Source organism: Massilia oculi (genome assembly GCF_017582745.1).
Lineage (GTDB): Bacteria > Pseudomonadota > Gammaproteobacteria > Burkholderiales > Burkholderiaceae_D > Telluria > Telluria oculi_A.
Map to the genome: position 1 here is coordinate 17,339 of NZ_JAFVIM010000011.1, position 24,762 is coordinate 42,100.

Annotated in this window: 24 protein-coding genes; 16 read left to right on the forward strand and 8 right to left on the reverse strand. The window is 66.3% G+C overall.

Annotation, left to right across the window (positions count from 1 at the left end):
• Positions 1-89 precede the first annotated feature (89 nt).
• From J3U95_RS14155 to rng, 9 genes are all read left to right on the forward strand, one after another.
• Positions 90-881 carry a DUF2182 domain-containing protein gene (locus J3U95_RS14155; protein ID WP_208279207.1) on the forward strand — a complete coding sequence of 264 codons (792 nt, stop codon included), beginning with the start codon at positions 90-92 and terminating at the stop codon, positions 879-881.
• Positions 882-960: 79 nt separating this feature from the next.
• Positions 961-1,686: a YebC/PmpR family DNA-binding transcriptional regulator gene (locus J3U95_RS14160; RefSeq protein WP_208279208.1), complete on the forward strand. Its 726-nt coding sequence runs from the start codon at positions 961-963 to the stop codon at positions 1,684-1,686.
• Between the two features lie 12 nt (positions 1,687-1,698).
• Positions 1,699-2,964 carry a phosphoribosylamine--glycine ligase gene (purD, locus tag J3U95_RS14165; RefSeq protein WP_208279209.1) on the forward strand — a complete coding sequence of 422 codons (1,266 nt, stop codon included), beginning with the start codon at positions 1,699-1,701 and terminating at the stop codon, positions 2,962-2,964.
• Positions 2,965-3,049: 85 nt separating this feature from the next.
• The gene (hemF, locus tag J3U95_RS14170) at positions 3,050-3,961 is read left to right on the forward strand and encodes an oxygen-dependent coproporphyrinogen oxidase (RefSeq protein WP_208279210.1); all 912 of its coding nucleotides are present in this window, start codon (positions 3,050-3,052) and stop codon (positions 3,959-3,961) included.
• Positions 3,958-4,644 carry a nicotinate-nucleotide adenylyltransferase gene (locus tag J3U95_RS14175; RefSeq protein ID WP_208279211.1) on the forward strand — a complete coding sequence of 229 codons (687 nt, stop codon included), beginning with the start codon at positions 3,958-3,960 and terminating at the stop codon, positions 4,642-4,644. Before hemF ends, J3U95_RS14175 begins: the two co-directional genes overlap by 4 nt.
• Complete coding sequence (gene rsfS, locus J3U95_RS14180) at positions 4,644-5,360, forward strand: ribosome silencing factor (protein WP_208279212.1); 717 nt, start codon at positions 4,644-4,646, stop codon at positions 5,358-5,360. Before J3U95_RS14175 ends, rsfS begins: the two co-directional genes overlap by 1 nt.
• Positions 5,361-5,368: 8 nt before the next feature.
• Positions 5,369-5,839, forward strand: a complete 471-nt coding sequence (gene rlmH / locus J3U95_RS14185) for a 23S rRNA (pseudouridine(1915)-N(3))-methyltransferase RlmH (protein ID WP_208279213.1) — start codon at positions 5,369-5,371, stop codon at positions 5,837-5,839.
• A gap of 54 nt (positions 5,840-5,893) precedes the next feature.
• A complete protein-coding gene (locus J3U95_RS14190; RefSeq protein WP_208279214.1) occupies positions 5,894-6,511 on the forward strand; it encodes a Maf family protein in 618 nt (205 codons plus the stop codon).
• Between the two features lie 68 nt (positions 6,512-6,579).
• Positions 6,580-8,043 (forward strand): ribonuclease G, encoded by a 1,464-nt coding sequence (rng, locus tag J3U95_RS14195; protein WP_208279215.1) that lies wholly within the window; start codon positions 6,580-6,582, stop codon positions 8,041-8,043.
• A 143-nt stretch (positions 8,044-8,186) separates the two neighbouring features.
• On the opposite strand, the gene J3U95_RS14200 is transcribed toward rng, so the two are convergent.
• Positions 8,187-8,360 (reverse strand): hypothetical protein, encoded by a 174-nt coding sequence (locus J3U95_RS14200; protein WP_208279216.1) that lies wholly within the window; start codon positions 8,358-8,360, stop codon positions 8,187-8,189.
• A gap of 344 nt (positions 8,361-8,704) precedes the next feature.
• Here J3U95_RS14200 and J3U95_RS14205 point away from each other — a divergent pair, with 344 nt between their 5' ends.
• From J3U95_RS14205 to J3U95_RS14220, 4 genes are all read left to right on the forward strand, one after another.
• A complete protein-coding gene (locus J3U95_RS14205) occupies positions 8,705-9,223 on the forward strand; it encodes an HD domain-containing protein (protein WP_229519838.1) in 519 nt (172 codons plus the stop codon).
• Positions 9,224-9,653: 430 nt separating this feature from the next.
• Complete coding sequence (locus J3U95_RS14210; RefSeq protein WP_208279217.1) at positions 9,654-9,842, forward strand: molybdopterin-binding protein; 189 nt, start codon at positions 9,654-9,656, stop codon at positions 9,840-9,842.
• A 145-nt stretch (positions 9,843-9,987) separates the two neighbouring features.
• Positions 9,988-12,399: a catalase gene (locus tag J3U95_RS14215; RefSeq protein ID WP_208279218.1), complete on the forward strand. Its 2,412-nt coding sequence runs from the start codon at positions 9,988-9,990 to the stop codon at positions 12,397-12,399.
• 129 nt (positions 12,400-12,528) lie between these two features.
• Positions 12,529-13,473, forward strand: coding sequence for a zinc ribbon domain-containing protein (locus tag J3U95_RS14220; protein WP_208279219.1), 945 nt, complete (start codon positions 12,529-12,531; stop codon positions 13,471-13,473).
• 6 nt (positions 13,474-13,479) lie between these two features.
• On the opposite strand, the gene J3U95_RS14225 is transcribed toward J3U95_RS14220, so the two are convergent.
• Genes J3U95_RS14225 through J3U95_RS14240 form a run of 4 tightly spaced genes read right to left on the reverse strand, consistent with a single transcriptional unit; the run spans position 13,480 to position 16,541 of the window.
• Complete coding sequence (locus J3U95_RS14225; protein WP_208279220.1) at positions 13,480-14,283, reverse strand: ABC transporter substrate-binding protein; 804 nt, start codon at positions 14,281-14,283, stop codon at positions 13,480-13,482.
• Between the two features lie 15 nt (positions 14,284-14,298).
• Positions 14,299-14,952 (reverse strand): energy-coupling factor ABC transporter ATP-binding protein, encoded by a 654-nt coding sequence (locus J3U95_RS14230; protein WP_208279221.1) that lies wholly within the window; start codon positions 14,950-14,952, stop codon positions 14,299-14,301.
• Positions 14,949-15,656, reverse strand: coding sequence for an ABC transporter permease (locus tag J3U95_RS14235; RefSeq protein WP_208279222.1), 708 nt, complete (start codon positions 15,654-15,656; stop codon positions 14,949-14,951). The genes J3U95_RS14230 and J3U95_RS14235 overlap by 4 nt, the downstream gene beginning before the upstream one ends.
• The gene (locus J3U95_RS14240) at positions 15,657-16,541 is read right to left on the reverse strand and encodes a formate dehydrogenase accessory sulfurtransferase FdhD (RefSeq protein ID WP_208279344.1); all 885 of its coding nucleotides are present in this window, start codon (positions 16,539-16,541) and stop codon (positions 15,657-15,659) included. It lies immediately after the preceding gene.
• Between the two features lie 198 nt (positions 16,542-16,739).
• On the opposite strand from J3U95_RS14240, the gene J3U95_RS14245 reads away from it, so the two are divergent.
• Complete coding sequence (locus J3U95_RS14245; protein WP_208279223.1) at positions 16,740-18,230, forward strand: class I adenylate-forming enzyme family protein; 1,491 nt, start codon at positions 16,740-16,742, stop codon at positions 18,228-18,230.
• On the opposite strand, the gene J3U95_RS14250 is transcribed toward J3U95_RS14245, so the two are convergent.
• Positions 18,227-18,463: a hypothetical protein gene (locus tag J3U95_RS14250; protein ID WP_208279224.1), complete on the reverse strand. Its 237-nt coding sequence runs from the start codon at positions 18,461-18,463 to the stop codon at positions 18,227-18,229. The genes J3U95_RS14245 and J3U95_RS14250 overlap by 4 nt on opposite strands.
• Positions 18,464-18,614: 151 nt before the next feature.
• Between J3U95_RS14250 and J3U95_RS14255 the strand changes: the two genes are divergently transcribed.
• Complete coding sequence (locus J3U95_RS14255) at positions 18,615-20,876, forward strand: family 1 glycosylhydrolase (protein WP_208279225.1); 2,262 nt, start codon at positions 18,615-18,617, stop codon at positions 20,874-20,876.
• A gap of 8 nt (positions 20,877-20,884) precedes the next feature.
• Here the strand turns inward: J3U95_RS14255 and msbA are convergent, their stop codons facing one another.
• Both msbA and J3U95_RS14265 read right to left on the reverse strand, forming a co-directional pair.
• Positions 20,885-22,609 carry a lipid A export permease/ATP-binding protein MsbA gene (gene msbA / locus J3U95_RS14260; protein WP_208279226.1) on the reverse strand — a complete coding sequence of 575 codons (1,725 nt, stop codon included), beginning with the start codon at positions 22,607-22,609 and terminating at the stop codon, positions 20,885-20,887.
• Positions 22,599-23,840, reverse strand: a complete 1,242-nt coding sequence (locus J3U95_RS14265; RefSeq protein WP_229519840.1) for an O-antigen ligase family protein — start codon at positions 23,838-23,840, stop codon at positions 22,599-22,601. The genes msbA and J3U95_RS14265 overlap by 11 nt, the downstream gene beginning before the upstream one ends.
• Positions 23,841-23,927: 87 nt before the next feature.
• On the opposite strand from J3U95_RS14265, the gene J3U95_RS14270 reads away from it, so the two are divergent.
• Positions 23,928-24,746, forward strand: a complete 819-nt coding sequence (locus J3U95_RS14270) for a glycosyltransferase family 2 protein (RefSeq protein WP_208279228.1) — start codon at positions 23,928-23,930, stop codon at positions 24,744-24,746.
• The last annotated feature ends 16 nt before the right edge of the window (positions 24,747-24,762 follow it).

A 24,762-nucleotide genomic window follows, 5' to 3' on the forward strand; every position in this document is an offset into this window, starting at 1 on the left:
CGACCGGTCGAAACCATGCATCTCAACCAAAATGGAGAATCGATCATGACCTCGAAGTCTGAGCGCACGGGTCCACCGGGAGCGCCGCAATGAACCTGAGTGACGTCGAAACACGCCTTGGCCGCGACCGCTTTTTGCTGCTGGCCCTGATCGTCGTATCACTGCTGGCCAGCCTGTGCTGGGCCGGCCTCGTGCTGGGCGGCCTGGTGCTCGGCAGCACACCCCTCGTCGCGGACGCGGCAGCGGCCGGCGCGAGGGCCATCGCCGCCCCCTCCCTGGCCTACCAGGCCGGCCAGCTGGCCCTGGTGTTCCTGACCTGGGCCGGCCTGTGCACGGCCATGATGCTGCCGCTGGCCAGCCGCGCCACGGTGCTGTTCGCGCGCATCGCCGGGGAGCACGCGGCCCAGCGGGCGCGCCTGCGCACCTGGCTGTTCGTGCTCGGCTACCTGGGCGCCTGGACCGGTTTCGCGCTGCTGGCCGCGATCGCCCAATGGACGCTGCACGAGTCCAACCACGGCGGCGCCGTGCGCCACCCTCTCCTGCTCGGCCTGGCCATGGTGGCGGCCGGCGTCTACCAGTGGACACCCGCCAAGCATGCCTGCCTGGAGCATTGCCGGGCGCCGCTGCCCGGCATCCTGGCCGGCTGGCGCCATGGCCTGCCCGGCGCATTCTGGCGCGGCGCCTTTCATGCCCGCCAGTGCCTGGGCTGTTGCTGGCTGCTGATGCTCCTGCTGCTGGCCGCCGGCCCGGACAACCCGGCCGCGATCGCCGTCGTCGGCCTGTTCGTGGTGGCCGAGATCCGCCTCGCCAGCGGCCACTGGATCGCCTGTGCGGGTGGGCTGGCCTTGCTCGCTTTAGGAACCAGACTGTTGTTTCCGTGACAGTTGAGCGACGTTTTTGCAAGGGGGGCCTATGCTAGAATATCGGCCACTCTTGCATACCGTCTAAGGAATTCTCGACATGGCTGGACACAGCAAATGGGCCAATATCAAGCATAAAAAAGCCGCTACCGACGCCAAGCGCGGCAAGATCTGGACGCGCCTGATCAAGGAGATCACCGTGGCCGCGCGCATGGGCGGGAGCGACATCGCTTCCAACCCGCGCCTGCGCCTGGCGGTCGAGAAAGCCGCGGACGCGAATATGCCGAAGGATAACGTCACCCGCGCGATCCAGCGCGGCTCGGGCGAGCTCGAAGGCGTCAACTATGAAGAAGTGCGCTACGAAGGCTATGGCATCGGCGGCGCGGCGATCATCGTCGACTGCCTGACCGACAACCGTGTCCGCACCGTGGCCGAAGTGCGCCACGCCTTCAGCAAATTCGGCGGCAATATGGGCACCGAAGGCTCGGTCGCCTTCATGTTCAAGCACACCGGCCAGTTCCTGTTCGCGCCGGGCGTCGACGAAGACAAACTGATGGAAGCCGCGCTCGAAGCCGGCGCCGACGACGTCATGGCCGACGAAGAAGGCGGCTTCGAAGTACTGTGCGATCCGCATGCCTTCTCCTCCGTCAAGGAAGCACTGGAAGCAGCCGGCTTCAAGGCCGAAGTGGCCGAAGTCATCATGAAGCCCGCCACCGAGACCGTGTTCACGGGCGAGGACGCGGTCAAGATGCAGAAACTCCTCGATGCGCTGGAAAACCTGGACGATGTCCAGGAAGTCTTCACCAACGCCGTGATCGAAGAATAATTGGTAGCGAATATGAAAATCCTCGTAGTCGGCTCGGGCGGCCGCGAACACGCGCTGGCGTGGAAACTGGCCCAATCGGAACGCATCCAGACGGTCTTCGTCGCGCCCGGCAACGGCGGCACCGCGCTCGACGACCGCCTGGTGACGGTGGACGTGACCGACCCTGAAGCGCTGGCCGACTTCGTGGTGGCCGAAGGCGTGGCCCTGACCCTGGTCGGCCCGGAAGCGCCGCTGGCGGCCGGCATCGTCAACCTGTTCCGCTCGCGCGGCCTCAAGATCTTCGGCCCCACCCGCGAGGCGGCCCAGCTCGAGAGCTCGAAGGATTTCGCCAAGGCCTTCATGCACCGCCACGGCATCCCGACCGCGAAGTACGAGACATTCTCGGACGCCGCCGCGGCCCACGCCTACATCGACGCCAATGGCGCGCCGATCGTCATCAAGGCCGACGGCCTGGCGGCCGGCAAGGGCGTGGTGGTCGCGATGTCGCTGGAAGAAGCCCACGCTGCGGTCGACCACATGCTGTCCGATAACGCCTTCGGCGATGCCGGCGCCCGCATCGTGATCGAGGAATTCCTGGCCGGCGAAGAAGCCAGCTTCATCGTCATGTGCGACGGCAGGAATGTGCTGGCGCTGGCCACCAGCCAGGACCACAAGCGCCTGAAGGACAACGACCAGGGCCCGAACACCGGCGGCATGGGCGCCTACTCGCCGGCGCCGATCGTGACGCCGTCGATGCATGCGCGCGTGATGCGCGAGATCATCAACCCGACCATCCAGGGCATGGCGCGCGACGGCATCCCGTTCACCGGCTTCCTGTACGCCGGCCTGATGATCGATGCCGAGGGCAACCCGCGCACGCTCGAGTTCAACTGCCGCATGGGCGACCCGGAAACCCAGCCGATCATGGCGCGCCTGAAGAGCGACTTCGCCACCGTGCTCGAACACGCCTGCAACGGCACCCTCGACACGGTCGAGCTGGAATGGGATCGCCGCACCGCCGTGGGCGTCGTGATGGCGGCTGCCGGCTATCCGGACAGCCCGCGCAAGGGCGACGTCATCGACGGCATCCCTGCGGAAGTGCCGGAATGCGTCACCTTCCACGCCGGCACCAAACTCGTGGACGGCAAGCTGCAGACCAGCGGCGGCCGCGTGCTGTGCGTGGTGGGCCTGGGCGACAGCGTCAAGATGGCGCAGAAGCAGGCGTATGAAAGCGTCGAGAAGATACACTTCAATGGCGCGCAGTACCGGCGCGACATCGGCTGGCGCGGCGTAAAGTAATCCTTTCTCAACCAACGCCAGATGTAGACATTCGGTGGGCCGGTGTACAATCGGCCCACTTTTCATTCCAAGCCGGTCATTCTTCATGTCTTCCCCCAATCCCGCCGCCATCAAGGCCTGGCTGCTCGAGCTCCAGGCGCGCATCGTCCACGATCTCGAACAGGTCGACGGCAAGCCGTTCCTGCGCGAGGAATGGCAGCGCCCCGAGGGCGGCGGCGGCATCTCGCGCCTGGTCGAGGAAGGCAACGTCCTCGAACGGGGCGGCGTGAATTTCTCGCACGTGCGCGGCGCCACGCTGCCGGCGTCGGCCACCGCCGTGCGTCCGGAGCTGGCGGGCCGCGCCTGGGAAGCGATGGGCGTGTCGCTGGTGCTGCATCCGCGTAACCCCTATGCTCCGACGGTGCACATGAACGTGCGTTTCTTCGAGGCGACCGCGCCCGGCAAGGAGCCGGTCTGGTGGTTCGGCGGCGGCATGGACCTGACCCCGTACTACGGCGAAGCCGAGGACGCGCGCCACTTCCACCAGGTCTGCCACGACGCGCTGGCGCCGTTCGGCGACGGGTTGCATCCGCGCTTCAAGACCTGGTGCGACGATTACTTCTACCTGAAGCACCGCAAGGAACCGCGCGGCGTCGGCGGCATCTTCTTCGACGATTTCAACGAGCTCGGCTTCGAGCAATCGTATGCCATGGTGAGGACCGTCGGCGAGCGCTTCCTGGACGCCTACCTGCCGATCCTGGAGCGCCGCAAGGACCAGCCGTATGGCGAACGCGAGCGCGACTTCCAGGCCTACCGGCGCGGACGCTACGTCGAGTTCAACCTGGTGTGGGACCGCGGCACCCTGTTCGGCCTGCAGTCGGGCGGACGGACCGAGGCGATCCTGATGTCGATGCCGCCGATCGTCAAATGGCGCTACGACTGGCATCCCGAACCCGGCAGCCCTGAAGCACGACTGTATTCCGACTTCCTGGTGCACCGGGACTGGCTGGCGCCGTGACCGGCACCAGGAGCGCGCCGGGACGCAACCGCTGCATCGCCGTCCTCGGCGGCAGCTTCGATCCGGTGCACCAGGGCCACGTCGCGCTGGCGCGGCTGTTCGCCGGCCTGTTGCGGCCGGACACCTTGCGCATCCTGCCGGCCGGCCAGCCGTGGCAAAAGAATGGCCTCCAGGCCAGCGACCGCGACCGGGTCGCAATGCTGGAACTGGCTTTCGAGGCATTGAAGAGCCCGAGCCTGCCGGTCACGATCGACCTGCAGGAAATCGAACGGAAAACGCCAACGTATACGGTCGAGACGCTGCGCGCGCTGCGCAAGGAACTTGGGCCGCGCACCTCGATCGTGTTCCTGATGGGCGCCGACCAGTTGCGCAAGCTCGATAGCTGGAACGAATGGCGCGAGCTGTTTGCCCTTGCCAACCTGGGCGTGGCGACGCGTCCCGGCTACGACCTGGCGCAGGAAGCATTGCCACCGATGGTGGCCCAAGAACTGTCGACGCGGCTTGCAACGCCCGACACCGTGCGCCTGCTGGCGCACGGAAAAGTCTGCCTTGCGCCGACGCTGGATGTGGACCTCTCGTCCAGCCAGCTCCGTGCGGCCTTGCAATCCGGCGCGGATGCAAGCGCGCTCGGGATGGCGCAAGTGCTAGACTATATTCAACAACATAACCTGTACAAAAACTAATGGATATCAAGAAACTGCAAACCCTCGTCGTCGACGCCCTGGAAGATGTGAAGGGCCAGGACATCGTCCTGTTCGACACGACCCACCTGACCAGCCTGTTCGACCGCATCGCCGTGGTCTCGGGTACGTCGAACCGCCAGACCAAGGCGCTGGCCGCCTCGGTGCGCGACAAGGTCAAGGCGGCGGGCGGCGACGTGGTCGGCCTGGAAGGCGAAGACACCGGCGAATGGGTGCTGGTCGACCTGGGCGACATGATCGTCCACATCATGCAGCCGGCCATCCGTCAATACTACCGCCTCGAGGAAATCTGGGGCGAGAAGCCGGTCAAGCTGGGCGCCGCCAAGCGCAAGTCGACCGTCGAGGGCATCGAAGCCGACGCCGTCAAGCCGAAGTCGAAGCACCTGGCCGCCAACCAGGCGCAGGAAGAAGCCAAGCCGGTCAACGAACGCAAGCCGGCCGCCAAGCGCGCGACCAAGGCCGCCGCGACGACCGAGACCGCAGCCAAGAAGCCAGCCGCCAAGAAAGCCGCCGCCAAGGCAGTCCCGACCGGCAAGACCGTGAAGGTCGCACCGAGCAAGACCGAAATCGCCGCCGTCGAAGCGACCAAGGCCAAGCCGCCGAAGCGCGTGAGCAAGACTGCCGCACCGAAGGCCGCCCCGGCCGCCGATGCGCCGGTCAAGAAGGTGATCCGCCGCATCAAGAAGGACGCTGAGTAAGGGTCCTCATGCAGTTGATCATTGCCGCGGTCGGCCACAAGATGCCGGCCTGGATCGAATCCGGCTTCACCGAATACACGAAGCGCATGCCGCCCGAGCTGCGCATCGTGCTCAAGGAGATCAAGCCGGTTGAGCGCTCCGGCAGCAAGACCGCCGTCACCGCGATGGCGCTCGAGCGCGAGCGCATCGAGACGGCCCTGCCGAAGGGCGTGCGCATCATCGCCCTGGACGAACGCGGCAAGGACCTGACCAGCGTCGGTCTGTCGCAACAACTGGAAACCTGGCAACGCGACGGCCGCGACACCGCCTTCCTGATCGGCGGGGCCGATGGCCTCGATCCCGAGCTGAAGGCGCGTGCCGAAGGACTGATCCGCATCTCCAGCATGACCCTGCCGCACGGAATCGTCCGGGTCATGCTGGCGGAACAGCTCTACCGCGCCTGGTCGATCACCCAGAACCATCCTTACCATAGGGTCTGAAGCGGCCCAGTAGCGATCAAGAAACGCGGTCAACAACAGCGATCAAGAACAGCGATGAAAAACCAGCACAATAAAATCTATCTCGCTTCCAAGAGCCCGCGCCGGCGCGAACTGCTGCGCCAGATCGGGGTCGACTTCGAACTGATGCTGCTGCGCAGCGACCCGGGCCGCGTGGTCGACGTCAGCGAGGATGTGCTGCCGGGCGAAGACGTCCACGATTACGTGGCGCGGGTGGCCCGGGCCAAGGGCGCCTTCGCCTACAACCTCCTGCTGCAGCGGCGCCAGCCGCTGCGGCCGGTGCTAACCGCCGACACCACCGTCACCATCGACGGCGAGATCCTCGGCAAGCCGGCGGATAACCGAGAGGCGGTGGCCATGCTGGAGCGCCTGTCCGGCCGTACCCACCAGGTGCTGACCTCGGTGGCCGTGCACTCACAGCACGTGGCCGAGCAGGTCACGCAAGTGTCCAACGTGCGCTTCGCCACCCTCACCGCGGCCCGGATCAGGGCGTATTGCGCCACGCTGGAACCCTACGACAAGGCCGGCGGCTACGGCATCCAGGGCCCGGCGGCGCTGTTCATCGAGCACATCGAGGGCAGCCATTCGGGCATCATGGGCCTGCCCCTGTTCGAGACCGCCAACCTGCTGCGCAAGGCGGGCCTGGCAATCTGATTGCCCGCTTCGGCCCCAGGGCCGGCGCGTGTATCATGTCACCCTGAACAATACGCACGGCAGGGTCCATGAACGAAGACATCCTCATCAACATCACACCGCAGGAAACGCGCGTGGCGCTGGTCCTGCAGGGCGCGGTACAGGAGCTGCACATCGAGCGCACGCTCACGCGCGGGTTGGCGGGGAACGTCTATCTGGGCAAGGTGGTGCGCGTGCTGCCGGGGATGCAGTCGGCCTTCATCGACATCGGCCTGGAGCGCGCCGCCTTCCTGCACGTGGCCGACATCTGGGAAGCGCGCAGCCATGACGGCGGCAACGCCCCGCCCACCCCGATCGAAAAACTGCTGTTCGACGGCCAGGTGCTGACCGTGCAGGTCATCAAGGACCCGATCGGCACCAAGGGCGCGCGCCTTTCCACCCAGATCTCGATCGCCGGCCGCATGCTGGTGTACCTGCCGCAAGACCACCACATCGGCATCTCGCAGAAGATCGAAAAGGAAGCCGAGCGCGAACGCCTGCGCACGCACCTGCAAAGCCTGCTGCCGGCCGAGGAAAAAGGCGGCTACATCGTGCGCACGATGGCCGAGGAAGCGTCGAGCGACGACATCGCCGCCGACGTCGATTACCTGCGCAAGACCTGGGGCGCCATCGTCCAGGGCGCGCGCACCCTGCCGCCCACCACCCTGCTGTACCAGGACCTGAGCCTGGCCCAGCGCGTGCTGCGCGATTTCGTGCACGACGAGACGGCCAGCATCCAGGTCGACTCGCGCGAGAACTTCCTGAAGCTCGCCGAATTCGCCCAGGTCTACACGCCGAGCGTGCTGTCGCGCATGGCGCACTACACCGGCGAGCGGCCGCTGTTCGACCTGTACGGCGTGGAAGAGGAAATCCTGCGCGCCCTGGGCCGGCGCGTGGACCTGAAATCGGGCGGCTACCTGATCGTCGACCAGACCGAGGCGATGACGACCATCGACGTCAATACCGGCGGCTACGTCGGCGGACGCAATTTCGCCGACACGATTTTCAAGACCAACCTGGAAGCGGCGCACGCCATCGCGCGCCAGCTGCGCCTGCGCAACCTGGGCGGCATCATCATCCTCGACTTCATCGACATGGAGAACAACGAGCACCGCAACGCGGTGCTGGCCGAGCTCAAGAAAACCCTGGCGCGCGACCGCACCAAGGTCTCGGTGAGCGGCTTCTCGGCCCTGGGCCTGGTAGAGATGACGCGCAAGCGCACCCGCGAATCGCTGGCCCACATCCTGTGCGAGCCCTGCCCGGCCTGCTCGGGCAAGGGCCAGGTGAAAACCAGCCGCACGATCTGCTACGAGATCCTGCGCGAACTGCTGCGCGAAGCCAAGCAGTTCAACCCGCGCGAATTCCGCATCGTCGCGGGGCAGGAGGTGATCGACCTGTTCCTCGAAGAAGAATCGCAGCATCTCGCCATGCTGGGCGACTTCATCGGCAAGCGTATTTCGCTGCAGGTCGAGAAGGGGTATCACCAGGAACAGTATGATGTCATTTTGATGTGACAACAAATCTGAGCGACATCATCGCCCAGCGCATCTCGCTTTAGATGAAGACTCCATATTTCCAGAAGCGTAACCCTGGTGTTAGCTATAAGGATTGTTAGCTTTTGAGAGCTAAAGCGAAGTGTCGCTTCAGCTCCCTCCCTTCAGTCTTTGCGGCGCTTTTTATCGCCTTCCCTTTGCGCTGGCGTCCGATCGTTGCCAGCATTAGTGCGGTGGTCATGACCGCCATCGTTCTTTTGGCGTCCGCCCGGAATCGCACCGTGGGTAAACGTATTTGAATTGCTTTTGCTTCCAAATAAGTTATCGAAAATTCCCATCATTTCTCCTCATACAGTTGCAAAAAAAATCGCTTATTGATTAGATTGCTAGTTGTAATGCCTCAGATCATTCTCAATTTGCCGTACGGTCCGCGCCACGTCAAGTGGCTACAGTCGATTGAAGTACCCCAAGTGATCGACTAATCACAGCCAGGCGCCACTACCACGCCGTCGATCCAGCACCGTCGCGTATGATTAAGACATTGGGCCTTAGGACAAGAATAATCATGGATTCGCTGGAGCCACATTTGCGTTCGTCTTGGGCGATGCTCGGTCGCAGCCCACCCCGTGGACTGTTCGAGCGCCTGCTGCTTGCCTGGACCTAACCGCAACGCCACTACCATATGCTGCAGCATCTCGAAGAACGCCTTGCGCTGTTCGAGGAACTGCACGCCGAGGCGCAGCATCCCCATGCAGTCGAACTGGCGCTGTGGTTCCACGACGCCGTCTATGACGTGCATGCCCACGATAACGAGGCGCGTTCGGCGCAGTGGGCCGTGCAGGCGCTCGATGCGGCAGGCCTCGATGCGCACGCTTGCCGGCGCGTCCACGACCTCATCATGGCGACCTGCCACACGGCGTCGCCCACGTCGGCCGACGCCGCGCTTCTGGTCGATATCGACCTCGCCATCCTGGGTGCGGCGCCGCCGCGTTTTGCCGAGTACCAGCGCCAGATTCGCGCCGAGTACGCCTGGGTTGCGCCGGATATCTACGCGAGCAAGCGCACGGCCATCCTGGAGGGGTTTCTCGGTTGTCGACAGCTCTACTCGACGCCTGCCCTGCACACGCGGCTCGAACAACGCGCGCGGGCGAATCTGATGCAGGCCATCGCAGCGCAACCACCGTCGCCATCGCAATTGTAACGATGCCTTGTCATCTGCGGTAGCCGCAGGCGCGCCGGTGCGCCGTATCCAGAGCAGCCTCGCCCACGTAGTTCAGTACTCACTGACTACCTGAAGAGGAAACCATGCGACACCTGACCTGCCTGGCCCTATCGTATTTCGCCTTCGTTCTCTCTCTCGCCTGCGCGACACCGGCCCTGGCGCACGTGGCGCCCGCGCTTACCATCGGCGGCGGCGTCGAACGCAGCCTGGCCCTGACCGTCGAAAACTTGCGCCAGCGTCCGTCGACCGAACTAGCCGAAGTGCGTGTCGCTGGTAAATTCGGCAGCAGGAGCGTCGTGCGCGGCGTCCGCCTGCGCGACCTGCTGAAGGAAGCCGGCATCGTCACCACGACAACAACACGGTCAAGAAGCTGGCCATCATCGCCAGCGCCGACGACAAGTACGCCGTGGTGTTCTCATGGAACGAACTGTTCAACGCCAGGGCCGGCGAGAACGTGCTGGTGCTGTTCGAACGCGACGGCCAGCCCTTGCCCCATGCCGAGGGTCCGCTGGCGCTCCTGTCCGCCGACGACCTGCGCACCGGCCCGCGCCACGTCAAATGGCTGCGCTCGATCGAAGTGCGCCAGATCATGGAATGAGCTCTTGATAGGGTTCGCCTATCAAGCTCATAGAAATAATTTGATGCATTTATTGCATTGTGTGTGTCATCTCACAGAGCCGGACTTTCTTGCTGGGCTATGTTGTTGAGGTTACTTCAAAACCCTACAAGCAGAGAGGACAAGAATGACCACTTCCAACCATTCCACCCCTGTCGATGGCGCCGGCTCGATCCTGAGCACCGTTTCCGGTCCCTCGGACGCCGATCCACCGAAGAGCCTGGGAGTCAGCAACCCGGTCGCCGACCGCCTGCGCGACAAGATCCCGTCCGAACAGGAACTGTCGGCCGACCGTCCCTACAACGCCACCAAGGCCAGTGAATACGGCGACGCCGCGCGCACGCCGACCGAAGGCGAACAGTTCAAGCCGTCCACGCACGCCGCCACCGGCAGCACCGCCAGCGAAATCATCGCCAACGACAAGGTCGGCTCGGGCAAGCCGCCGGAGGGCGAGAACCCGACCACGGACCCGCTCGACCGCGTGCGCGTCGACCCGGCCAAGCGTCACCTGACCACCAACCAGGGCGTGCCGGTGGCCGACAACCAGCATTCGCTCAAGGCCGGCCTGCGCGGCCCGACCCTGCTCGAAGACTTCATCCTGCGCGAGAAGATCAGCCACTTCGACCACGAACGCATCCCCGAGCGCGTGGTGCATGCGCGCGGCTCGGCCGCCCACGGCTACTTCGAGGCCTATGAAGACTTGAGCGACCTGACGCGGGCGGTGCCGTTCTCGAAGAAGGGCAAGCGCACCCCGGTGTTCGTGCGCTTCTCGACCGTGGCCGGCGAGCGCGGCTCGACCGACACAGCGCGCGACGTGCGCGGCTTCGCCGTCAAGTTCTATACCGAGGAAGGCAACTGGGACCTGGTCGGCAACAACATCCCCGTGTTCTTCATCCAGGACGCGATGAAATTCCCCGACCTGGTGCACGCCGCCAAGCCGGAACCGCACCACGCGATGCCGCAGGCGGCCACCGCCCACGACACCTTCTGGGACTTCGCCTCGCTGTCGCCCGAGATCGCGCACATGCTGATGTGGACGATGTCCGACCGCGCCATCCCGCGCAGCTACCGCACCATGCAGGGCTTCGGCGTGCACACCTTCCGCCTGGTGAACGCGCAGGGCGAATCGCGCTTCGTGAAATTCCACTGGACGCCGCTGGCCGGCACCCACTCGCTGGTGTGGGACGAAGCGGTGCGCATCTCGGGCGCCGATCCCGACTTCCACCGGCGCGACCTGTGGGAGGCGATCGAAGCCGGCAACTTCCCCGAGTACGAACTGGGCCTGCAGGTCTTCACCGAAGAGCAGGCCGCCGGCTTCGCCTTCGACATCCTCGACCCGACCAAGATCGTCCCGGAAGAGCTGGTGCCGCTGCGGCCCGTCGGCAAGCTGGTCCTGGACCGCAACCCCGACAACTTCTTCGCCGAGACCGAGCAGGTGGCGTTCTGCACCTCGCACGTGGTGCCGGGCATCGACTTCACCAACGACCCGCTGCTACAGGGCCGTAACTTCTCCTACCAGGACACCCAGCTCACGCGCCTGGGCGGCCCGAATTTCCACGAGATCCCGATCAACTCGCCGATCGTCCAGATCCAGAACAACCAGCGCGATGGCTTCCACCGCCAGGCGATCAACCGCGGCCGCGTGAACTACGAGCCCAATTCGCTGGGCGGCGGCTGTCCTTTCCAGGCCGGCAAGATGGGCTTCACCAGCTTCCCGGAACGGATCAGCGAGGACAAGGTGCGCGGCAAACCCGAGCTGTTCGCCGACCACTATTCGCAGGCGCGCCTGTTCTGGCAAAGCCAGACGCCGGCCGAGCAGAACCACATCGTCAACGCCTTCCGGTTCGAGCTGACGCGGGTGCAGACGCCTGCGGTGCGCATCCGCATGCTGGCCTTGCTGGCCAACGTCGATGATATCCTGGTGGCGCGCGTCGCCGAGGGCCTGGGCCTGGAGGTGCCGGAGCCGCTGCCACTGGCGACCGATGCGCCGATCCCCACCTACCCGCCGTCGCCGGCGCTGTCGCTGCTGAGCCGTCCAGGCCAGGTCGGCATCAAGGGCCGCCGCGTCGCGGTGCTGATCGCCAGCGGCGTGGACGACAAGGCGGTCAAGAAGCAGTACGCGAGCCTGCTCAAGGACGGCGCGGTGCCGCGCCTGGTCGGCAATATGCTGGGCAAGGTCACCGCGCGCGACGGCGATCCGATCGACGTCGAGATCTCGGTCGAGGCCGGGCCGTCGGTGATGTACGACGCCGTGATCGTGCCGGACGGCGCGCAGGCGGTCGAGGCGCTGGCGAAGAATGCCCAGGTGCTGGAGTTCCTGCGCGAGCAGTACCGCCACGGCAAGCCGATCCTGGCCTACGGTTCCGGGTCAAGCCTGCTGACGAAAGCCATGATCCCGCAGAAGCTGCCGGACGGTTCGGCCGATCCGGGACTGATCATGGGCGACCCGGCCAATGCCGACGCGGCGCTCGACGCCTTCAAGACCGCGCTGGCCGGCCATCGCGTGTTCGCGCGCGAGACCGATCCGCCATCGGTCTGATCCCGGCCACGGTGGGAAAGAGTTAGTTTCCCACCCGCGCCGATCGTTATAATCGACCAGCGGCGCCGCGAAGTTCGCGGCGCCGTTTTCTTTGTCAATACGATTTTTCAACCAGCAGGAAAGTCTCCGATGTTCTGTTCACATTGCGGCGCGCAGATGGCGCCCGACGCCGCCTATTGCTCCGCCTGCGGCAAGGCCGCCGGCACGGCCCCGGTCAACCTGGACAAACCTTCCGCGCCCGCGCCGCAGCCGGAAGGCGACATTCCGGAAGGAGTCAAGGGCTGGAGCTGGGGCGCCTTCCTGCTCAACTGGATCTGGGCGATCGGCAACCGCAGCTGGATCGGGCTGCTGGCGATGGTTCCCTACGTCGGCTGGATCATGGCGTTCTGGCTCGGCTTCAAGGGCCGCGAGATGGCCTGGAAGAACAAGCAGTGGGACAGCCTGGAACACTTCAACCGGGTACAGAGAAAATGGTCGCAGTGGGGGATCGGCATCACGATCGCCGCCATCGTCCTTGGCGTACTGGCGGCCATGCTCGCGCCCGATGTGGAGGTGGACCGCGCCGTCACCGTGCAGCGCAGCGAAGCGCCGGCGCGCGATAACGACGCCGCCGTCACCGCGCGCGGCATCGTCGACAGCAATGCCGACAACCTGCCGGCCTCGCTGTCGACCGTCGCCGGCCTGCTCGACCGCCGCACGAATGCCGACGGCAGCCGCGCCGTCACCCTGGGCGGAAGGGTCCTGTTCAGCGGCGAGGACGCCGGCTGGCAGTTCCCGCTGCGCAGCTTTACGCTGTCGGGCGGCAAGGAGGCGATCCTGATGGCCAGCAGCGGCGGCCGCGGCGCTAGCTGCGAGACCCTGTTCTTCTTCCTGCTGGCCGATGCGTCCGGGCTCAGGCCGACGCCGATGTTCGGCACCTGCGCCGCGCGCGGCAGCTACGTGCAGCGCGGCGACACGATCGAGCTCGAACTACCGGACGTCAACGGCGCCTCGACGTTCGTGCTCGAGGATGGCGTCGTGGCCAAGGATGGCCAGGTCGTCAGCATGACCGGGATGAACGATCCGTCGCGCTGACAGGCTTCAGCGCAGCGGCGCGAAGAACAGCTGCTCGCCGGCCGGCTTGAACGAGGCGATGCGCGCCTGTCCTTCGGGCGAGGTGATCCACTCGATCAGCTGTTTCGCCCCCTTGTAGTTCACGCCCGCGTGCTTCGCGGGATTGACGGCGATGATGCCGTAGGGGTTGTACATGCGCTTGTCGCCTTCGACCACGATCGCCAGTCCGGTCTTCGCCTTGTAGGCGCCATAGGTGGCGCGGTCGGTCAGCGTGTAGGCGCGCATCTCGGCCGCCATGTTCAGCACCTCTCCCATGCCCAGGCCGGCCGACACATAGTTGGCGCCCTGCGGCTTGACCGCGGCGCGCTGCCAGTAGCCCTTTTCCATCACGTCGGTGCCCGAGTTGTCGCCGCGCGAGATGAACTTGACGTTCGCGCCCGCGATGCGCTTGAAGGCGTCGATCACGTCCTTCGAGCCCTTGATGCGGGCCGGATCGGATTCCGGGCCGACCACGATGAAATCGTTGTACATCACGTCGCGCCGGTCCACGCCCCAGCCTTCCTCGACGAATTTGTCTTCCATCTCCCGCGCATGGACCAGGGTCACGTCGACGTCGCCGTTTTTGGCCAGTTCGAGCGCCTTGCCGGTGCCGACCGAGATCACATGGACTTTGGTGTTCGTTTTCGCTTCGAACACCGGCAGCAGGTGCTTGAGCAGGCCCGAGTTCTCGGTGCTGGTGGTGGTCGACAGCTTGATCACTTCCTGCGCCAGCGCCAATGGCGAAGCGAAGGTGGCGCACAGCAAAACGGCTAGCAGTGAACGGCGTTGCATGTTGATCTCCTTGGGTTATCGTACTTCGAGTTGTCCTTCGCGCAGCTTGAGCCGCCGCACGCCGGGCAGGTTGATCAGGTCGCGGTCATGGCAGGCCATCACCACGCTGGCGCCCTGCCCGACCAGGGTCGGGATCAGCCCGATCACCTGCTCGCGCGCCGCGCCGTCGAGGTTGGCCGTGGGTTCATCCAGCAGCAGCAGGCGCGGCTGCAATACGCGCGCGCGCGCCAGCGCCACGCGCTGTTTTTCGCCACCCGACAGGCGCGAAGGATCGTTGTCGCGCAGGTGCAGCACGCCGGCCCAGGCCATCGCCTCGTCGACCAGGCCGCGCACCAGCTGCCTGTCCACACCACGCGCCAGCAGGCCGTAGGCGATGTTGTGGCCGACGCTGGTCGAGAACATGATCGGATGCTGGTGCACATAGACGATGCCGCGCCGCAGCTCCCGCGGATACGGATACAGCGGCAGGCGGCTGCCTTCGAATTCGACCGTGCAGGCATCGCACCGTTCCAGGCCGCCGAGCATGCGCAGCAGCGTGCTTTTTCCGGTGCCGTTGGCGCCGGTCAGCACGTAGGCGCCGCCCTTCTCGATGTCGAGCCGGGCGACGTCGAACAGCAGGCGCTCGCCATAGGCCTTGCGCAGGCCGTGCACCGTGAGCAGTGCGTTCATAGCCGCGCCCCGGGGTTGTGCGCTTCTCCCTGCAGCAGCACCAGCACGCCGTTCATCAGCAGCGCCAGCGTCACCAGCACGATGCCCAGCGCGATGCCCTGGGCGAACTCGCCCTTGCTGGTCTCGAGCGCGATCGCGGTGGTGATGGTGCGCGTCTCGCCCTCGATATTCCCGCCCACCATCAGCGCGCAGCCGACTTCCGAGATCACGCGCCCGAAGCCGCTGATCACGGCCGCCATCACGCCATAGCGCGCCTCGTGCAGCACGGTGAACATCACGCGCATGCGCGAAGCGCCGTGGGCGATCGCGGTCTCGGCGTAGCGTGGGTCGAGCGCCTGCACCGCCGCCAGCGTGAAGGCCAGCAGCACCGGCAGGCCGATGATCAACTGTCCCAGCACGATGCCAGGCTGCGAGAACAGCCATTCGAGCCCGCCCAGCGGCCCGCGCCGCGACAGCATCAGGTAGAGCAGCAGGCCGATCAGGACGGTGGGCAGCGACAGCGCGGCCTGGGCCAGCCAGACCGCGATGCGCCGCCCCGGAAAGCGGTGCATGGCGATCAGGTAGCCGAGCAGCACCGCCGGCGGCGTGGCCAGCATCAGGCCCAGCAGGCTGGTCTTGATCGAGACCCAGACGATGTGCCACAGGGCCGCGTCGCCGCTGAACAGCAGCGCGAAGGCGTGCATGGTAGCGTCCAGCAACCCCATCTAGTCGCGCAGGTCAGGACGGACGTAGGGCGTGTCCAGCAGCTGCGGCTCGAACACCAGGCGTTCATGCCCAGCCAGCAGCAGGAAATGACGTCCGCTGCAGCGCGCCAGCAGCGACATGCCGACCCGCTCGGCCACCATCTGGCCCATCTGCGTGGTGCCCGAACGCGACAGCAGGAAGGGGATGCCCATTTGGGCGCCCTTGATCACCATCTCGGACGTGAGCCGGCCGGTGGTATAGAACACCTTGTCGGCGCCATCGACGCCGTCGAGCCACATCAGGCCGGCGATGGCGTCGACCGCGTTGTGGCGGCCCACGTCCTCGACGAAATACAGCAATTCTCCGTCGCCGGTGAACAGCGCGCAGCCGTGCACCGAGCCGGCCTGCCTGTACACCGACTGCTGGGTGCGGATGGTGTCGACGATGCGGTAGACGCCAGATTGCGCCAGGCGCGCGTCGGCAGGCAGCGCAATCTGGTCCACCTCGTCCATCAGGCCGCCGAACACCGAACCCTGGCCGCAGCCGGTGGTGACCACCTTCTTCGCGGTGCGCGCATCGACGTCCTGGATGCCGTGGCGGGTGACCACGGCCACCGCGTCCACCGACCAGTCGACCTGGATCGACACGATGTCTTCCAGCGCGCGCACCAGGCGCTGGTTGCGCAGGTAGCCCAGCACCAGCGCCTCGGGCGCGCCGCCCAGGGTCATCAGGGTGACCAGCTCGCGCCGGTCGACATAGATCGTCAGCGGCCGTTCGGCCGGAATGGCGATGGCGGAACGGCGTCCCCGTTCGTCGATGGCCAGCACCTCGTGGGTCAGGACGGCGCGCGCCTCGGACAGCACCGGCCGCCCGGCCGCAGACCCATGGCGCGCATGACTGCGCATCACGCTGTGCATCCCGTTGCCGCTTGCGTCCTTCCTGGCCAAGGCACTGTCTCCTGTCGGTTGTTGGCGGTTTTACAAAAAACAGTATAAACCTCCAGGGGCGGCGCACGGCTGAAACCATTTACTTTTATGCAAGTTCGCTTGCGATGCACCGCTCCAGGCGGTATAACATCTGCCCCTGTCGATCCACTCACCGTCATGCATTCCACTGACTATCGCCGCATCAGCGACATCCTGCGCCACGGCGCCGCGCACGCCCCGGACAACCCGGCGCTGATCGAGGACGGCCAAGCGTGGTCGTACGCACGGTTGGCGGCCGTCGCCGATGACTACGCGGCGCTGCTGCGCGAACTCGGCGTGCGTCCCGGCGACCGCGTGATGGTGGTGGCCGAGAACGGCGTCGCCCAGGTGGCGCTGCTGTTCGCCGCCGCCGTCATCGACGCCTGGAGCGTCAACGTCAACGCGCGCCTGAGCGAGGGCGAGCTGGCAACCATCCAGGCGCACAGCGGCGCGCGCCGCGTGCTCTATGTGACGGGCAATTCGGCGGATGCCGCGCGGCACGCGGCGCGCGCCGGCGCCCTGCCCTGCGCCGACGGCGTGCTGGCCGGCCCGCTGATCGATGCCTGCGCGCCCGAGCCGGTGGACGCCGGCGGCGACCAGGTCGCGGCCCTGGTCTACACCACGGGCACCACCGGCCAGCCGAAAGGCGTGATGCTCAGCCACGCCAGCCTGCTGTTCGTGGCCGCCACCTCGAGCCGCCTGCGCGGCCTGAGCCCGGGCGACCGTGCCTGGGGCGGACTGCCGGTCTCGCACGTGTACGGCCTGGCCTCGGTACTGCTGGGCACCCTGTATGCGGGCGCCTGCCTGCGGCTGGCGCCGCGCTTCGACGCTTGCGCCCTGCTGGCGTCGATCCGCGCGGGCGAGCTGACCATCGTGCAGGGCGTGCCGGCGATGTATGCGCGCCTGCTGGCGCAGGCGCAGGCAGACGATGGCGCCACGCCGATTGCCTCGCGCCTGCGCTTTTGCTACGCCGGCGGCTCGCCGCTCGATCCCGTCCTCAAGCGCGCGGTCGAGGCCTTGTTCGGCCTGCCCCTGCACAACGGCTATGGCCTGACCGAGGGCGGCCCGACCGTCAGCCAGACCCGGCTCGACGCGCCGCGCGCTGACAGCGCGGTCGGCCTGCCAATTCCCGGCGTCGAGGTGCGCATCGTCAAGCGCGACGGCCTCGAGGCCGCGCAAGGCGAGGCGGGCGAGCTGTGGATGCGCGGTCCGGGGCGAATGCGCGGCTACTACCGCGATCCAGCCGCCACCGCGGCCGCGCTGCAGCCAGGCGGCTGGCTGGCCACCGGCGACCTGGCGCGCCAGGATCCCGACGGCGCCCTGTTCCTGCTGGGCCGCACGCGCGAGCTGATCATCCGTTCCGGCTTCAACGTCTACCCGGTGGAAGTCGAGACGGCGCTGAACGCGCATCCGGCGGTCGTGCAGTCGGCCGTGGTGGGCCGGCCGCTGCCGGCGGCCGAGGAAGAAGTGGTGGCCTTCGTCGAGGCGCGCGGGGTCGACGAAGCGACGCTGCAAGCCTGGCTGCTACCGCGCCTGGCGCCCTACAAGCGCCCGGCGCGCATTGTGTTCATGGAGGCGCTGCCGGCGGCGCCGAGCGGCAAGATCCTCAAGTCCCGCTTACCCCACTAGAGCCGCCGCTTCTTCCAGTTGTATTCGGGCCCGGTGACATCCACGCCGGGATGCCCCACCGCGTCCGGATGCTCCGAGCACATGGTGATGAAGCGCACGCCTTCGCCGGCGCGCTGGCGCTGGCGCAGCTCTTCCACGAACCGCATCGCCGGCACCATCTCGCTGGTGTCGAAAGGCCGGGCATGGGGCTCGCTCGCGGCGTCGCCGACAACTGTCCAATACACCATGTACATCGCCATTCTCCTCGCTGAACGTGCCGCCATTTTAATGCCGACAGAGAGTAGGATTTGTCCGAAAAAAGCCGATTATGTGGGCCATTTCACATAAGCGGTTGCATCGGGCCGTTAGGCTGGCATCTGTGTTCATTACGCAGGTACCGACTTCATGAATATTCAAACCGGCCCTTCCACGCAAGACCTTGCCCTGTGGGGCGGTCTCGAATGCACGGTCAACCGCGTACGCGACAATTACTTCAGCCAGATGGACCGCAACGGCCACGCCGGCCGTCTGCAAGACATCGAACGCTTCGCTTCCCTCGGCATCGGGGCGATCCGCTATCCGGTGCTGTGGGAACGCACCGCTCCCGACGGCGTCGACAAGGCCGACTGGTCCTGGCCGGACGAGCGCCTGCCGGCGCTGCGCCAGCTGGGCATCAATCCGATCGTGGGCCTGGTCCACCACGGCAGCGGCCCGCGCCATACGAGCCTGGTCGATCCCGCCTTCCCCGATCTGCTGGCCGACTACGCCGGCGCGGTGGCGGCGCGCTATCCCTGGGTCGAGTACTATACGCCGGTCAACGAGATCTGCACCACGGCGCGCTTCTCGGGCCTGGCCGGGGTCTGGTATCCGCATGGCGGCGACGAAGCCACCTTCATCCGCGCCCTGCTGGTGCAGTGCCGCGCCACCGTGCTGTCGATGCGCGCGATCCGCGCCGTCAATCCTCATGCCAAACTGGTGCAGACCGACGACCTGTCGAAGACCTATGGCACCCCCGAGATGGAAGAGATCAGCGGCTTCTTCAACGAACGCCGCTGGCTGGCCTGGGACCTGCTGTGCGGGATGATCGACGAGAACCATCAACTGTGGAACTACCTGCGCGACTCCGGCGCCGGCGAGGAAGAGCTGCGCTGGTTCCGCGACAACCCCTGCCCACCCGACGTGATCGGCGTGAACTACTACATTACCAGCGAGCGCTGGCTCGACCATCGTCCCGAGCGCTATCCGGAAACCCATCGCCATGTGTTTCGCGGCGTGCCGCACGCCGACATCGAGGCGCCGCGCGCGCTGGCCACGCCGACGCCGGGCATCGGCCCGCTATTGATGGAAACCTGGGAACGCTATGGCCTGCCGATCGCGGTCACCGAAGCCCATATCGACGCCAACCGCGAAGACCAGATGCGCTGGCTGCTCGAGATCTGGAATGCCGCGCTCAAGGCGCGCCAGCAAGGCGCCGACGTGCGCGCGGTCACGGTGTGGGCCCTGCTCGGCTCCTTCGACTGGAACTGCCTGGTGACCGAATGCCGCGGCTACTACGAGCCGGGCCCGTTCGACGTGCGCGGCCCGGCGCCGCGGCCGACCGCAGTGGCCACCCTGATGCGCGAGCTGGCCAGCAAGCGGCCGCTGTCCAATCCGGTGCTGCAGGGCGAAGGCTGGTGGCGCCGGCCGGGCCGGTTCTGGTGCAAGCCGGTCGCGACCCGCACGGCGGTGGCCGACATCGCCGTGCGCAGCCAGTTCAAGTCAACCCCCGTGCAGCCGATCCTGATCTCGGGCGCCAGCGGCACCTTGGGGTCGAGCTTCAAGCGCATCTGCGAAAAGCGCAACCTGGCCTGCCACGTGCTGACGCGCCAGGAGATGGACATCACCGACCCGGCCTCGGTGGAAGCGGCGATCGTGCGCTTCAAGCCGTGGGCGATCGTCAATGCCGGCGGCTACGTGCGGGTCGACGAGGCCGAAGCCGACTTTGACCGCTGCATGCGCGAGAACACGCTGGGACCGACCGTGCTGGCGCTGGCCTGCATCCGCCACGCACTGCGCTTCATGACCTATTCGAGCGACCTGGTATTCGACGGCGTCAAAGGACAGCCGTACGTGGAATCCGATGCCGCCAACCCGCTCGGCGTGTACGGGCGCAGCAAGCTCGAAGCCGAACAGCGCGTGCTGGACGCCGACCCGCAGGCGCTGGTGATACGCACAAGTGCCTTCTTCGGCCCCTGGGACCAGCGCAATTTCGTCACCCAGGCCCTGAACGCGCTCGACATCGGCCTGCCGTTTGAGGCGGCGGGCGACGTCACCGTGTCGCCGACCTATGTGCCGGACCTGGTCAATGTGTCGCTGGACCTCCTGATCGACCGCGAGCGAGGAATCTGGCACCTGACGAATGGGGAGGCGCTCAGTTGGTTCGAGCTGGCCCAGCGCGCCTGTGCGGCGGCCGGGGTCTCGGGCGAGCGGCTGCAGGAAGTTTCGATCGAGGAGTGCGGCTACGCCGCCCGGCGGCCGGCCTACAGCGCCATGAGCAGCGAGCGCGGCCTGCTGTTGCCGTCGCTGGACGATGCGCTCAAGCGCTATGTGGAAGCGGTGCAGGAACGGGCCAATGGCGTCAGCCTTGGTCACGAGCACGCGGGGGAGGCGGCGCATTACGCGCGTTGAGCGACGCCCTACTCTTGTGCCGCCGTGAACTGCAAGTGATAGAGATTGGCATACATGCCCTTGTGCGCCAGCAGTTCGTCATGCGTCCCCTGCTCGACGATGCGCCCGGCCTCCATCACCACGATGCGGTCGGCGCGTTCGATCGTCGACAGGCGGTGCGCGATCACGATCGTGGTGCGGCCTGCCATCAGGGTGTCGAGCGCCGCCTGGACCGCGCGTTCGCTCTCGTTGTCCAGCGCCGACGTCGCCTCGTCCAGGATCAGGAGCGGCGCATCCTTGTAGATCGCGCGCGCGATCGCCACCCGCTGGCGCTGGCCGCCCGACAGGCGCGAGCCGTTCTCGCCGATGCGGGTGTCGATGCCGTCGGGCAGGCGCGCCACGACGTCGGTCAGGTGCGCGGCGCGCACCGCCGCCGCCAGGCGCTCGTAGTCGACCTGCTCGGCGCCGTAGGCGATGTTGGCCGCCAGCGTATCGTCGAACAGCACCACGTTCTGGCTCACCATCGCCAGCTGGCCGCGCAGCGAGGCAAGCTTGATGTCGGTGTACGGCACGCCGTCGAGCAACAGGCGGCCTCCTTCCGGATCGTAGAAACGGGTGACCAGGTTCACGAAAGTGGACTTGCCGCCGCCCGACACGCCCACCAGCGCCACCGTCTGCCCCGGCTTCACCTCCAGCGACACGCCGTTCATGGCCGGGTTCAGTGCGTTCGGATACCGGAACACCACGTTTTCCAGCACCAGGTGGCCGCGTGCGCGACCCAGTTCGCGGCTGCCGGTATCGACCTCGGGTTCCGAATCGATGATCCCGAAGACCGTCTCGGCCGCCGCCATCCCGCGCTGCATCGGGCCGTTCACCTCGGCCAGCGATTTCAGGGGCGTGAGCAGCATCAGCATCATCGTCACGAACTGGGTGAATTCGCCCACCGTCATGTCGGCCTGGATCGCCAGCACGATTACCAGCGACAACGCCAGCGAGGTGGCGATCTGGGTCACCGGGGTGGTGGCGGCGAAGGCCACCGTCATGCGCTGCGAGAACCCGCGCAGGGCTTCGCTGCGCTTGTGGAAGCGCTGGCGCTCGTACTTCTCGCCCGAGAACACGCGGATCACCTGGTGGCCGCGCGCGGCTTCCTCGACCACGCCGGTCATCTCGGCGGTGACGCGCTGGCTCTCGCGGTTCAGGTTGCGCAGGCGCTTGGTAGTGGTGCGCACGATGACGGCGGTCAGCGGGATCACGATGATGGCGACCAGGGTCAGCTTCCAGTTCAGGTACAGCAGGGTGCCGAGCAGGCCGATCACCACCAGCACGTCGCGCACGCAGGCCACGAACACCGACTGGATCATGTCCACCACCTGGCGCACGTCGTTGACCACGGTGTTGATGATCTTGCCCGTCGATTCGTCCTGGTAGCGCGCCACCGGCAGGCGCAATACCTTTTCGAATGCCATGGCGCGCATGTCGTTCAGGACCCGCGACAGCACCCAGTTATTGAAATAGGCGGTGCCGAAGGTGCCGATGCCGCGCAGGATGAAGATCGACACCAGGATGGTGGGAATCCACCACAGGCTGAAGCCGACGTTCTCCTTGAAGCCGTCGTCGAGCAGGACCTTGAGCGCCTCGCCCAGCAGCGGCTGGGTGGCGGCCGTGATGGCCATCGACAGCAGCGCCATCCAGGCGCGCGATTGATACGGTTTGACCAGCGCGAGCAGGCGCCGGACGATCACTTTAGTTTCCACGTTGTTCAACCTTTGCTTCCCTCGCCGGGCCGGCGGCCAGGCAGAATCCCATGAGCAGGAACACCATCAGCGCATAGAACATGCTGCCCTTGAGGGACCAGAAAATGACTTCGGTCAGGCCGAAGCTGAAGTAGCACAGCACCACCAGCATGCCGGCCAGCGCCGGCGCGAAGCGCCCTCTCGCGTCCAGGCCGACGCGGCCCATCTGGCGCGCGAAGAAGATGAAAGGCGCCGCCAGGATGCCGATCCAGGCCGCCAGCCCGAACACGCCGCCGGTGGCGAGCGCCTGCAGGGCGTCATTATGCAGGTGTTCGAGCGACAGGATTGCCGGATCGAGCGTGCCCTGCTCAACCAGCCGACGGATCTCGGCGCGCACCGCGTTGCGGTCCAGGCCGAAAAGCGGCCGCTCCTCGATCAGGATCGCCGCGCCTTTCCACAATTCGAGCCGGGTGCCGACGTTGGTGAAGACGTTGCCGCCATCGACCCAGGTCTGGACGTCGTCCACGCCCTGCAGCGCGCGTTCCTGCATGCCGGTGGCCGGCACGAGGAAGGCGGCGCCGACCAGGGCGAAGCTGCCGGCCAGCAGCAGGCGCACCTTGCGGCTCTTCAGCAGCTGGGCATAGGAGAGGAGCAGCAGCGCGGCCAGCGCCAGCGCGACCCAGGCGCCGCGGGTGCCGGTCAGCATGCAGGCGGCCAGCCCGGCCACCGTCCCGATCCCCGCCAGCAGCGCCTTGCGGGTATGGTGGCGATAATCGATCGCCGCCGTCAGCGCCACCAGGCCCAGCACCAGGGCCAGGTCGCCGAAGGTGATCGCATTCAAGAAGCCGCCGGGCCGCTCGACCTGCAGCACGATGCGCTGCCAGGCGACGAAGGGCAGCGCGGCCACGCTGCCGGCCACCACGCCCCACCACAGGACGGCGGGGGACGGCCGCGCCAGCAGGACCAGTGCCATGCAGCTCATTCCGAGCAGCATGCGCGAGGGCTTGTCCAGGGTATCGAGGCCGGCCTCGGGGCGGATCAGGACGGCGACGATGGCCAGCGCGAACTGGAACCAGAAGGCCACGACCACCCAGCGGATCTCTTTCCAGTGCGGCGTCAACGCGGCCCAGGCCTTGCGCGGCACGCACAGGGCCGACAGCAGGAACAGGAGGCTAGAAAATCCGATGCCCGAAGGCGTGGTCAGGCTAAGGAAGGGAAACAGGAAGACCTGGAAGCCGATCCAAACCTGCATTGGCTCCCGGGACATCAGCGGCTTATTGTTCATTCAGGTTCTTGTGGGATATTCTTGCGACCTAGTCGGCTATTGAATCGGACAGCAATGCAGCAAACACAGACAATTTCGGTCGTGATCACCACGTACAACCGGCCCGACGCCCTGCAGGCGGTGGTGGAAGCCTGTTTTTTACAGGACGACAAGAATTTCGAAATCATTATCGCTGATGACGGCTCGACTGCCAACACGCGGGACTGCATCGAGCGCCTGGCCGCCAGGTCGCCGGTGCCCCTGAAACATGTCTGGCAGCCGGACGACGGCTTTCGCGCCGCCATGGCGCGCAACCGCGGCACACTCGCGGCAACAGGCGACTATATCATTTTCCTGGACGGCGATTGCGTCCCGCAGCGCGACTTCATCCGCCGCCACCGGGCGCTGGCGCAACCCGGCTTCCTGGTTTCCGGCAGCCGCATCCTGCTGAGCCAGGGGCTGACCGAGCGCGCACTGCGCGAACACATCGACGTCGCGGGCATGTCGGTGGGCGAACGCCTGCGCCATCGCCTGTCCGGCGACATGAACAAGGTGATCCAGACGATGCTGCGCTGGCCCGACCTCGGCCGCGTGCGCCGCAAGTTCAGCTGGCGCCGTATCAAGAGCTGCAACCTGGCGGTGTGGAAGTCGGATCTGGTGCAGGTGAATGGCTTCGACGAAAGTTTCACCGGCTGGGGCCACGAGGATTCGGACCTGGTGGTGCGCCTGTTCCACGCCGGCGTGATGCGCAAGGACGGCGCGCTGGCCACCGAGGTGCTGCACCTGTGGCACCGCGAAGCGCAGCGCGACCAGGAATCGAGCAACCGCAAGGTGGTCCTGGAGCGGGCCGCGAACGGGACGACGCAGGCGACGATCGGGCTGCGCGAGCACTGAGCACGATCTCCGTACA